Origin of the sequence: Pseudochrobactrum sp. AO18b (assembly GCF_000409565.1) — a bacterium.
GTDB classification, from domain to species: Bacteria; Pseudomonadota; Alphaproteobacteria; order Rhizobiales; family Rhizobiaceae; genus Pseudochrobactrum; species Pseudochrobactrum saccharolyticum.
This window is the reverse complement of sequence record NZ_ANNO01000488.1, coordinates 1-11,864: the sequence shown is the minus strand read 5'-3', so window position 1 is coordinate 11,864 and position 11,864 is coordinate 1. Positions and strand designations below refer to the sequence as shown.

The 11,864-nt window shown below is 52.2% G+C and carries 11 protein-coding genes; 5 read left to right on the top strand and 6 right to left on the bottom strand.

Annotation, left to right across the window (positions count from 1 at the left end; translation table 11 throughout):
- Positions 1-19: 19 nt before the first annotated feature.
- The 6 genes from lexA to A918_RS0118155 form a co-directional block, all read right to left on the bottom strand.
- The gene (lexA, locus tag A918_RS0118180; RefSeq protein ID WP_022712428.1) at positions 20-742 is read right to left on the bottom strand and encodes a transcriptional repressor LexA; all 723 of its coding nucleotides are present in this window, start codon (positions 740-742) and stop codon (positions 20-22) included.
- 206 nt (positions 743-948) lie between these two features.
- Positions 949-2,169 carry a gephyrin-like molybdotransferase Glp gene (gene glp / locus A918_RS0118175; protein WP_022712427.1) on the bottom strand — a complete coding sequence of 407 codons (1,221 nt, stop codon included), beginning with the start codon at positions 2,167-2,169 and terminating at the stop codon, positions 949-951.
- A 32-nt stretch (positions 2,170-2,201) separates the two neighbouring features.
- Positions 2,202-2,678: a cyclic pyranopterin monophosphate synthase MoaC gene (moaC, locus tag A918_RS0118170; protein ID WP_022712426.1), complete on the bottom strand. Its 477-nt coding sequence runs from the start codon at positions 2,676-2,678 to the stop codon at positions 2,202-2,204.
- A 3-nt stretch (positions 2,679-2,681) separates the two neighbouring features.
- The gene (trpC, locus tag A918_RS0118165) at positions 2,682-3,479 is read right to left on the bottom strand and encodes an indole-3-glycerol phosphate synthase TrpC (protein ID WP_028233990.1); all 798 of its coding nucleotides are present in this window, start codon (positions 3,477-3,479) and stop codon (positions 2,682-2,684) included.
- A 1-nt stretch (position 3,480) separates the two neighbouring features.
- Positions 3,481-4,503 (bottom strand): anthranilate phosphoribosyltransferase, encoded by a 1,023-nt coding sequence (gene trpD / locus A918_RS0118160; protein ID WP_022712424.1) that lies wholly within the window; start codon positions 4,501-4,503, stop codon positions 3,481-3,483.
- Positions 4,504-4,555: 52 nt separating this feature from the next.
- The gene (locus tag A918_RS0118155) at positions 4,556-6,445 is read right to left on the bottom strand and encodes a SurA N-terminal domain-containing protein (protein WP_022712423.1); all 1,890 of its coding nucleotides are present in this window, start codon (positions 6,443-6,445) and stop codon (positions 4,556-4,558) included.
- Positions 6,446-6,737: 292 nt separating this feature from the next.
- On the opposite strand from A918_RS0118155, the gene tpiA reads away from it, so the two are divergent.
- The 5 genes from tpiA to kdsA form a co-directional block, all read left to right on the top strand.
- Positions 6,738-7,502 (top strand): triose-phosphate isomerase, encoded by a 765-nt coding sequence (gene tpiA, locus A918_RS0118150; RefSeq protein WP_022712422.1) that lies wholly within the window; start codon positions 6,738-6,740, stop codon positions 7,500-7,502.
- A gap of 112 nt (positions 7,503-7,614) precedes the next feature.
- Positions 7,615-7,998 (top strand): preprotein translocase subunit SecG, encoded by a 384-nt coding sequence (secG, locus tag A918_RS0118145; RefSeq protein WP_022712421.1) that lies wholly within the window; start codon positions 7,615-7,617, stop codon positions 7,996-7,998.
- A gap of 229 nt (positions 7,999-8,227) precedes the next feature.
- Positions 8,228-8,878 carry a L,D-transpeptidase gene (locus A918_RS0118140; protein WP_022712420.1) on the top strand — a complete coding sequence of 217 codons (651 nt, stop codon included), beginning with the start codon at positions 8,228-8,230 and terminating at the stop codon, positions 8,876-8,878.
- A 359-nt stretch (positions 8,879-9,237) separates the two neighbouring features.
- Positions 9,238-10,866, top strand: a complete 1,629-nt coding sequence (locus tag A918_RS0118135; protein WP_022712419.1) for a CTP synthase — start codon at positions 9,238-9,240, stop codon at positions 10,864-10,866.
- Positions 10,867-11,041: 175 nt separating this feature from the next.
- A partial coding sequence (gene kdsA / locus A918_RS0118125; protein ID WP_022712417.1) for a 3-deoxy-8-phosphooctulonate synthase occupies positions 11,042-11,864 on the top strand: 823 nt, incomplete at its 3' end.

Genomic DNA, 11,864 nt, shown 5'->3' with positions numbered 1-11,864 from the left:
TTTTCACCCCGATAGCATATTAGTAGCGGCGTACCAGACCAACCAGTCTGCCCTGAACACGCACACGGTCAGGACCGAAAATACGGGTTTCATAGGCCGGATTGGCAGCTTCAAGCGCAATAGATGCGCCTTTGCGGCGGAAGCGTTTCAGTGTCGCTTCTTCATCATCGACCAGAGCCACAACGATTTCACCGGCATTTGCAGTATCACCACGGCGGATAATCACTGTATCGCCGTCAAGAATACCGGCTTCGATCATCGAGTCGCCTTTAACTTCCAGCGCATAATGCTCACCGCTGCCAAGCATTTCCGGCGGCAGGGTAATCATATGGGTCTGGGATTGGATCGCAGAAATCGGCACACCGGCAGCAATACGTCCCATCACAGGGACACTGATACCGGCAGGTGCTTCAGATTCTGTCGCGGGCGCTGCTTTTTTAGGCAGTTCGGTGACATTCTTTTTGCCGAGATCGCCTTCAATGACACTTGGTGAGAATTTTTTCTGGCTGTTGAGACCCGGTGCAATCGAGTCCGGCAGACGCACAACTTCAAGCGCACGCGCTCTGTTTGGCAGGCGACGGATAAAGCCGCGTTCTTCCAGAGCAGTAATCAGGCGGTGAATGCCGGACTTGGAAGCGAGATTGAGCGCCTCTTTCATCTCGTCAAACGAAGGGGGAATGCCGCTTTCCTTCAGGCGGTCATGGATAAACAGCAATAATTCATGTTGTTTACGCGTCAGCATTATACGCTCCCAAAGCCTTTATATTATCTGCCGGTTACTGAAATTATGGTGGCAGATAATGAAGTCGTGCGGACTAAACGCATAACCGCATGCACGGGGCGCGGTTGCGAGAATCAATTTTTAAAACAAACCCAGAACGAACACTATATGTTCCAGTATTGTTCTGCAAGGCTTTAAAAGTGATTAATCCGATTGTTTAAAGGATTTCAGCGTATCATCAGGATCTGACAGCGATCACCGGCTTTGGCTGCCTCAGCAAAAGGCTCACGGATCAGTAGAGCATCCGCACGGGTAATCACGGTCAGCATGGAAGAATCCTGCACGGGCAGGGGCGTTGCCAGTAACTCGCCATCGCAGTTGCGGGTTAGTGCCGCGCGGGCATAATCGCGGCGGTTGCCATTGGCAGCCATGTCCTGTGCCAGTCTGGCGCCGGCAATATAGGTGGTCGCGGCTTTGCCTGCCAGACGCGCAACCAGCGGCGCCAGAAACACATAGGAACAAACGAGACTGGAAACCGGATTACCTGGAAGACCAAGAACGAGCAGGGGCGCTTTACCTTCGCGTTCCAGTTGGCCGAACATCAGCGGTTTGCCCGGACGCATGGCGATTTTGTAAAAGCCGAGTTCCACACCGCAATTGGTCAGTGCTTTATGCACCAGATCATGATCGCCGACGGATGCGCCGCCCAGCGTAATCAGAATATCGGCATCCGAAGCTGCAACATTGCGAATGGATTGTTCGATAAGTGCCAGATCATCCGGCACAATACCCAGATCATCTGCCGCGCCGCCATTGCGCCGTACAATTTCTGCGACACCATAACTGTTGGAGCTGACGATCTGATCTGCCGCAGGAACAGTCCCCGCAGGCACCAGCTCATTGCCGGTAGCAAGAATAGCTGTTTTAGGGCGTTTATAGACCTGCAATTGTGCGTGACCGGACGCTGCAGCTAAAGAGAGCGATGCCGGATCAAGCAGGTGACCCGTTTGCAACAGACATTCGCCGTCTTTGAAATCCAGTCCGCTGAAACGGATGTGACGGTTTTTGTCCACATCCCGTAACAATGTGACCAGATTGCCTTCCTGCAGCGTGTCTTCCTGAATGACAATCGTGTCGGCACCGACAGGCATTGGTGCACCGGTAAAAATACGCACAGCCTCACCGGATCGGACTGTACCGTCAAAGCCTTTGCCCGCAGCAGATTCACCGATGACTTTCAGTGTCACCGGCAGCTGTTCTGCATCGGCAAAGCGAATAGCATAGCCGTCCATAGCCGAGGCATCAAAGGGCGGTTGATTGAATGAGGCAAAGATAGAAGTAGCAAGAACACGGTCACCGGCTTCATGCAGAGCGACTTGCTCATGGCCGGAAGGCATTTTATCCGCCAGCAAAAGCCGCAATGCTTCATCAACCGGTAATAATGCCATGAAACCTACCCCGTAAAAATAAGAGCGATCTGTTAAGAACGCTGCCAGTCACCGGATTTACCGCCGGTTTTGCTGTCGACAGCTATATTGCCGATGACCATGCCTTTATCGGCAGCTTTTGCCATATCATAAATCGTCAGGCAGGCGACGGAGACAGCCGTGAGTGCTTCCATTTCCACACCGGTTTTGCCGGTGAGTTTGACGGTTGCACTGACCCGCAAACCAGGCAATGTCTCATCCGGCTCGATATCAACCGAGACTTTGCTCAGCATCAGCGGATGGCAAAGCGGAATAAGATCAGAGGTCTTTTTCGCAGCCATAATACCGGCAAGACGGGCGGTGCCGATCACATCGCCTTTGGCAGCATTGCCGGAAAGGATCAGCTCAAGCGTCTGCTTTTGCATCGTGACACAGCCCGAAGCCGTGGCAATGCGCACAGTCTCGGCTTTGTCGCCGACATCGACCATATTCGCAGCGCCGCTTTCATCGAGATGTGTCAGCTTGCTCATGGTTTACTCTTTGCCGGTCAGGAGTTTGCGGGTTGCACTGGCCACATCCTGCTGGCGCATCAGGCTTTCACCGATCAGGAAGGTGGAGATGCCGGATTTCTGCAAACGCAGGCAATCATCATGGGTGAAGATACCGCTTTCACCAACCAGCAGACGATCATCAGGCACCATGGCTGCCAGACGCTCAGATACTGCGAGATCGACTTCGAAAGTACGCAGGTTGCGATTGTTGATGCCGAGCAGACGTGACGACAATTTGAGTGCCCGTTCCATCTCCGCTTCATCATGCACTTCAATCAGTGCATCCATGCCGAGCGAAAAGGCGGTGTCTTCCAGCTCTTTAGCCATAGCATCATCAACGCTTGCCATTATGATGAGAATGCAATCCGCACCCCAATGACGCGCTTCATAGACCTGATAAGCGTCAAACAGAAAGTCTTTGCGTAGCGCTGGAAGGGAGCAGGCAGCGCGTGCCTGTTGCAGGAATTCCGGAGCACCCTGAAAGCTCGGTGTATCTGTCAGAACAGAAAGACAGGCCGCACCACCATTTTCATAGGCTTTTGCCAATGCAGGTGGATCAAAATCTGGACGGATCAGACCTTTGGACGGGCTGGCTTTTTTGATTTCCGCAATCAGACCGAAAGAACCGGCATCCTGCTTTGTTTCCAATGCTTTAAGGAAGCCACGGGCAGGCGACTGATCGGCAGCAGCTTTTTTCACGTCTGCCAGCGGCAAACGGGCTTTGGCTTCTGCAATTTCAACAAGCTTATAGGCTTCGATCTTTTTGAGAATATCGGTCATTTTATTCACTTGTCTTGCTGTTCGATACAGCAATCAGCTGATCGAGTTTGGCTTTTGCCGCGCCGCTGTCAATCGACTGTGCAGCAAGGGCAATACCTTCTTTGATATCTTTGGCCTTGCCGGCAATCACGAGTGCTGCACCGGCATTGAGCAGCACGATATCGCGATAAGCACCGGCTTCACCGCCAAGTACGCGCAGCAGGGCTGCTGCATTATGCTGCGCATCGCCGCCTTTGAGAGCGTCAAAAGCAACGCGCTTCAGGCCGACTTCTTCCGGTGTGATTTCAAATTCGGTGATTTCACCATTATGCAGCGCTGCAATATTGGTGGTGCCTGCGGTGGTCATTTCATCCAGACCATCGCCATAAACAACCCAAACATGATCGGAGCCGAGTTCTTTCAGCACTTTGGCGATCGGCAGTACCCATTCGCGGGAGAAAACGCCGACGAGCTGATGCTTGACACCAGCCGGATTGGCGAGCGGGCCAAGCAGGTTGAAAATTGTACGGGTGCCAAGTTCCACGCGGGCAGGGCCGACATGACGCATCGAAGAATGATGCATCGGCGCGAACATAAAGCCGAGACCTGCATCATGAATGCAGCGGCTGATTGTTGCCGGATCGGCCTCAATATTAATGCCCAGTTCTGCCAGTGTATCTGCCGCACCGGAGCGTGAGGACAAAGCGCGGTTACCATGTTTGGCAACGATCACGCCTGCACCCGCAGTCACAATGGCTGCACAGCTGGACACGTTATAAGAGCCGGACTGATCGCCGCCGGTGCCGACAATATCAATTGCACCGGCAGGTGCATCGACGGGGATCATTTTCGCACGCATTGATTCCACAGCGCCTGCAATTTCCGCAACGGCTTCACCGCGCATGCGCAGAGCCATCAGAAAACCGCCGATCTGGGCAGGGGTGGCGGAACCGGACATCATAATGTCAAACGCTGCTTTGGACTCCGCCTGAGTTAAAGGTGTGCCTGTAACAGCTTTGGCAATGTAGCTTTTGAAATCTGACATAGTGTACTCGAATCTTTAGTGAGGCTCCGCCTGCCTTCAAAGTGAGAAGGCGTTAGAAGGAAAGAGCCTGATCCATCAGGGTCTGATTGATTTTAACCGGATATTCGCTCTGCAGGCGGCCAACCAGCTGTTCCAGCAGGTCGTCACCAATGCGTGAGGAAATCGCATCGCGTGTGCCCTGTGGCAGGCTTTCCGCGCTGACACCGGCAGGCTCGGTTGTCTCAATCACTTTGAACAGGATCTGGGTTTCTTTATTGATGCCGCTTGCAACGCCTGTGAGATTTTCTGCGCCGCCGAAGATCTGCGCAACCGCAGCCTCTGACAGTTCAGAATCTGTAGCCGTACGGGTCAGGCCGCGTTTGGTTTGTTTTTCAACGCCGGCTTCCTGAGCAAGAACATCCAGAGTTTCACCGGCTTCAAGACGCTTGCGCAGCTCTTCAGCTTTGGCTGTCAGGCGCTTTGCTGCTTCATCCTGTTTCCACTCGGCTGCAACCTGATCTTTGACTTCATCAAATGTTTTGTCGCGGGCAGGTGTCACACCATCCAGCTGATACCAGATATAACCACGGGTTGGAGTTGGCAGTGCATCATTATCAATGCCCTGATCCGACTGGTAAACAGAAGTCAGGAAGGAAGGCAGCTGCGGCAGATCGGCAACCGGCTTACCGTCCGGAGCATTGCCGTTCACATCAACAGCTTCAACGGTTTTAACTTTGAGTTTCAGCTTTTCAGCAGCCTGCGCCAGCGTTGCGCCATTACCGCGTTCTTCTTCAAACGAGTCATGAACCGCATTCAGCGAGGTCAGCGCCTGTGTCAGAGCCAGAGTTTTGCGGATTTCCGGTGCAACTTCTGCTTCTGTTTTCACTGCTGCAGGCTCGATTGCGCTGACATGCAGCAGTACAGGGCCGAATGCGCCTTTTACAACATCGCTTGTGCCATTGGCAGGCAGAGCGAAAGCTGCATCAGCAATCACTGCATCCGGCAGATCGCCTTTTACAAATGTTCCGAGTTTAACATCTTCTGGCTTTTTACCGCTCTGGGTAACGAGATCAGCAAAGCTGGTGCCGGACTTGATTTTATCCGAAGCCGCTTTTGCTTCCTCTTCATTGGCGAAATTCAGCTGTTCAAGAGTACGCTTTTCTTCAGTCGAGAAACGGGCAATGTTCTTTTTGTAATATTCCTGAATCTCTTCCGGCATAACATCGGCTTCGTTGACAATGTCCTGCGCTTCAAGCGGCACATAGCTGACTTTACGATATTCCGGTGCGCGGTAATTGCCGAGATGGCCATCATACCATTTTTTCAGCTCAGCATCATCAGGTGTCGCGATTGTGTCGGCTTTTTCCTGAGTCAGCGTGATGTAATCAACCGTGCGGCTTTCACCGTCATAAAGCGCCAGCGCCTTGAACAATGTGTCCGGTGCGCTCATGCCGTCTGACACAGCTTCAACGATCTGCTGACGCAGCGCATATTTGGTGCGGCTGTTGAAATAGTCCTGCGCGCTCATACCGGCCTGACGCAGTACTGCGTTAAACTGGTTGTTGGAGAAGCGGCCGCTGGAATCCAGAAATGCCTGATCTTCACCGGTGAGACGGGCGAGGTGATCTTTCGACATGCCCAGTCCCATCTGGCGCGCCTGTTCATCAAGCAGAACGCCTGCAACCAGCTGGCCGGTTACCTGTGACGGAATACCGAGCGCTTTAGCCTGATCGCGGGTCAGCTGCTGACGCAGCTGGTTGGAAACAGCAATCACCTGACGGTCATAGGCCAGACGATATTCAGTCGGCGATACGGATGAGCCTCCGGCTTCCAGAACAGCATTGCCGCTGAAACCTTCACGGAACACATCTGCGATACCCCATGCTGCAAAAGAGAGGACGAGAAGACCGAGAAAGAATTTCGAGACCCATGATTTGGATGCAGTGCGCAAGCTGTCAAGCATAGAAGTACCTTTGTGGAGTAAACTCACTTTGTTAAATAAGGGGATAGCCGCCGATGATAATGCAGTCAAACGGAAACCTGCCTTCAGGGCACTAAGAACGAAAAGAATTGTGGCATTATTGCCGTTAAAGCCATGTTGAGCGATGCGTTTGGGGATTTGCTTTCAGGTCTGAATTTGCTAGAGCGGTTTCAGTTTTGGGCACGAACCGGCTCTGCCGCACCGGTCTAAACCGGCGAGGCCGTGTCAGAAGCCGCTATGCAATGCGGCTGAAATCATTGGTGAGGAGGGTGTAATGACCCCGGAAATACGTCCGCTTGTTGCGGGTAACTGGAAGATGAACGGCACCGGCGAGCAGCTGGGTGAACTGCGTGCAATCGCTGCCAATCTCAGCACGGATATCGGCCGCAAGTTCGACGTGGTGATCTGCGTACCTTCCACTCTTATTTCGCGTGCTGCGGCTACACCGGAAACTGATGCTATCGGCGTTGGCGGTCAGGATTGCCATGCGGCAGAATCAGGCGCGCATACCGGCGATATTTCTGCACTGATGCTGAAAGAAGCAGGCGCAAGCCATGTGATCCTCGGTCATTCCGAGCGCCGCACAGATCATCATGAGACCAGTGAAGCCGTTTGCGCCAAAGTACAGGCCGCTTGGAAAACCGGTCTGACCGCGATTGTCTGCGTTGGCGAAACCGCTGAACAGAAGCAGGCCGATCAGACCCTTGAAATCGTTGGTCAGCAGATCGCAGATTCGCTGCCTGAAGGTGTGACACCGGAAAATACCGTTGTTGCCTATGAGCCTGTCTGGGCAATCGGCACCGGCCTGACACCAACCGTTTCAGATGTGCGCACGGTACATGCTTTCATCCGCTCGAAGCTGATTGAGCGTTTCGGTGCCAAAGGCGCGCATCTGCGTCTGCTCTATGGTGGTTCGGTGAAGCCGAATAATGCTGTTGAATTGCTCGGCGTTGCTGATGTGGATGGCGCGCTTGTCGGCGGTGCCAGCCTGAAAGCTACCGATTTCCTCGCAATTTGCGACGCCTATCGCGTGCTCTGAATTTGAATAAATATCAATCCCTTGCAAGCATTCGGTTGCAGGGGGTTGGATTGTCGGATAAATCCGTGTAGAAAGCCGTTTCTACTCCTATAAGAAAGCAGTCCGGAAACCCATGCAAACCGTTCTTATTGTTATACATCTCCTGATCGTTCTCGCACTTGTCGGCGTTGTGTTGATTCAGCGCTCCGAAGGTGGTGGTCTTGGTATCGGTGGTGGTTCAGGTTTCATGACTGCGCGCGGTGCAGCCAATGCTCTGACCCGCACAACTGCAATTCTGGGCGCAGGTTTCTTTGCAACTTCGCTGCTTCTGGGCATTATCGCCATGAACGGCGAACGTCCGACAGATATTCTCAACCGTATCCCTGCCGGCAGCTCGCAGACTGCACCTGCAGGCGGCAACGGTATTCTGGATCAGCTTGGCGGTGGTACAACAACACCGGAAAGCACACCGGCACAGCCTGCCGCACCTGCAAGCCCGGTTCCGAGCTCCCAGTAAGAGCCGGATTTATGAATGATAAAAAGCCTCCTTCGCGGAGGCTTTTTTATTTTAAAGGTTTTGCAATAAAAGTGTTGCAGGCTTGCCATAGACGACGGGATTAGCTTGTGGGTAACATATTGCCCGTTGAGAGATCAGTGAGTTTGGCCTATCAGCAAGCAACCTGTTTACACCTCATCTTCGGCTCATCGTGCTGATGAGACATAAAAGAGTGTTTTGAGAAAGCCCCATGATTTCATCCCGTGTTCTCATCGCCGGTTTTGCCGGTTTGTGCTTAAGTTTCTCCGCTCTCACCGGTCAGGCTGCCGCTCAGACGGCTGCTGCGGCCGCATCAACGGATACGACGGCTAAAGCCGCCAAGCCGGAGAAGAAGAAAGCCACAACCCAGAAGGCTGCCAAAGGCAAATATAATATTGATCCGAGATATCAGGCACAGACAGTTGCCTTCTCGGGCTATCCGGTAGGGACAATCGTTGTCGATCCGGCAAAATATTTCCTTTATCTGGTAGAAACACCAACCACAGCCCGCCGTTATGGCATTGCTGTCGGTAAAGTCGGACTGGAATTTAAGGGCACTGGTACAATCAATGCCAAGCGTGAATGGCCGCGCTGGATTCCGACCGCAGATATGGTCAAGCGCAGTCCTGAACATTACGGACGTTTCAAAAACGGTATGGACGGTGGTCTGGGCAACCCGCTGGGTTCACGCGCGCTCTACCTGTTTCAGGGCAATAAAGACACCTATATCCGTATTCACGGCACGGTTCAGCCTTGGACAATCGGCAGCTCGGCATCAAATGGCTGCTTCCGCATGACCAATGAAGATGTCATGGAACTCTATGAGCGTGTAAATCTCGGAGCGACTGTCGTCGTTCTCTGATTATACCGACATAAAACAAAAGCCGGCTCAGGCCGGCTTTTTGCGTTTTTGTGAAGTAAATTTAGTTTTACAAAAAGTTTTTCAGGACAAGCGAATAAGCAGTGGCAATTTGTTTGTCGAAGCACTATCTGTTTGCTCAGAGCTGCGGAGCAGATTTCCGTAGCGCGTTTTCAACGCAGGTTTTGTAATTTCAGCACTGTCAGGAAAATTCCTTACGGTGGTGTTGTTGCGTGAAATTGGGTTTTACCAAAAAATCCTTCATGGATTTGACGGTTAAATGTTAAGAATAATGAAAAATCCGTTACGAAAGTCATTTTTTAGTGGCGGAATCAATCAGGAGAGTCTAACGACATAAGCCCATGGCGCGATATGTATTCATCACAGGCGGCGTGGTCTCTTCCCTTGGAAAAGGCATAGCTGCAGCAGCACTGGCGGCTCTTCTTCAGGCACGTGGTTACCGCGTGCGGATCAGAAAGCTCGACCCTTATCTCAACATTGATCCGGGCACGATGTCTCCTTACCAGCATGGTGAGGTATTTGTGACCGATGACGGTGCGGAAACCGATCTTGACCTCGGTCATTATGAGCGTTTCACCGGTCGTTCTGCGACAAAGCAGGACAATATCACTACCGGCCGCATCTACCAGAACATCATCGAGAAAGAACGCCGCGGCGATTATCTCGGTGCGACGGTTCAGGTTATTCCGCATGTAACGGATGAGATCAAAAACTTCATTACTGAAGGTAATGAAGATTATGATTTCGTGCTTTGCGAAATCGGCGGCACAGTCGGCGATATCGAAGCAATGCCGTTTCTGGAAGCCATCCGTCAGCTCGGCAATGAATTGCCGCGCAACACAGCCGTTTATATTCACCTGACACTGATGCCGTATATTCCGGCAGCGGGTGAGCTGAAAACCAAGCCGACACAGCATTCGGTGAAAGAACTGCGTTCGATCGGTATTGCACCGGATGTTCTGCTGATCCGTGCGGATCGTGAAATTCCGGAATCCGAGCGCAAGAAGCTTTCGCTGTTCTGTAATGTCCGCCCGAGCGCGGTTATTCAGGCGCTGGATGTTAAGTCGATTTATGATGTGCCGATGGCTTATCATAATGAGGGACTGGATTCAGAAGTTCTGGCAGCTTTCGGCATTGAACCGGCACCAAAGCCGCAAATGGAGCGTTGGGAAGAAATTGCCAACCGTATCCATAATCCGGAAGGTGAGGTTACTATTGCAGTTGTCGGTAAATATACCGGCCTGAAAGAAGCCTATAAATCGCTGATCGAAGCTCTGACCCATGGTGGCATTGCCAACCGTGTGAAAGTCAATCTCGACTGGATCGAAGCGGAAGTGTTCGAGAGCGAAGACGCTGCACCTTATCTCGAAAAAGTTCACGGCATTCTGGTGCCGGGCGGCTTTGGCGAGCGTGGTGCCGAGGGCAAGATTCTCGCGGCAAAATTTGCCCGTGAGCATAAAGTTCCTTACTTCGGTATCTGCTTCGGTATGCAGATGGCATGTATTGAAGCCGCGCGTAATCTGGCCGGTATCAAAGATGCTTCTTCTACAGAATTCGGTCCTGCGAAGGAACCGGTTGTCGGTCTGATGACGGAATGGCTCAAAGGCAATATGCTGGAGAAGCGTTCTGCGTCCGGTGATCTCGGCGGTACGATGCGTCTGGGTTCTTATGAATCCATGCTGAAAAGCGGCACCCGTATTGCGGATATTTATGGCTCGACAGATATTCATGAGCGTCATCGTCACCGCTATGAAGTCAATATTGACTACATGGAAAAGCTTGAAAAAGCCGGTCTGACCTTCTCCGGTCTGTCACCTGACGGTGTTCTGCCGGAAACCATCGAATATGCTGATCATCCGTGGTTCATTGGTGTGCAGTATCATCCGGAGCTGAAATCGCGTCCGTTTGAGCCGCATCCGCTATTTGCTTCCTTTATCGAGGCAGCGGTCACTCAGAGCCGTCTGGTTTAAGATCTGAAGCGGGCACTTTAACAGTGCCCGTTTTGCTTTTATCAAAAGGACTGGATATTGCGGTTTGCAATGTCCATATGCTGAAAATGAAACCGCACTGCGGTTTCTGCGCAAATTTACCTGCGCCGTTATTTATTGGGAAAAGTCAGGTACTTTTCAATTTTGAGGAACAGATATGACTGCCAATCCTGTTGTTGAGGTTAAGGCGCCGTCAGGCAATGTAGTGTTTTCCAACAAGGGCACATTGTCGATCATTGCCGGCCCGTGCCAGATGGAAAGCCGTGAACACGCCTATGATATGGCTGGTGCCTTGAAAGAAATGACAGATAAGCTCGGCATTGGTCTGGTTTATAAATCGAGTTTCGACAAAGCCAACCGTACTTCGCTGAAAGGTCAGCGCGGTATCGGCCTCGAAAAGGCTCTGGAAGTTTTTGCTGATCTTAAAAAAGACTTCGGCTTTCCGGTGCTGACGGACGTGCATACTGAAGAACAATGCGCTGTTGTCGGTGAAGTCATTGATGTGTTGCAGATTCCGGCATTCCTCTGCCGTCAGACTGATCTGCTGATTGCTGCCGCGAATACCGGCCGTGTGGTCAATATCAAGAAAGGTCAGTTTCTGGCACCTTGGGACATGAAAAATGTCATGGCCAAAGTGGTGGAAAGCGGCAATCCGAATGTGATGCTGACCGAGCGTGGTGCATCTTTCGGCTATAATACACTCGTGTCGGATATGCGTTCCTTACCGATTATGGCGGGTCTTGGCGCGCCGGTAATTTTTGACGCGACTCATTCGGTTCAGCAACCGGGCGGTCAGGGTGGCAGCACCGGCGGTCAGCGTGAATTTGTTGAAACACTCGCCCGTGCATCGGTCGCGGTTGGCGTTGCCGGTGTTTTCATTGAGACGCATCAGGATCCGGACAATGCGCCTTCCGACGGCCCGAATATGGTGCCTTTGAAAGACATGCCGCGTCTTCTTGAAACACTGATGGCTTTCGACA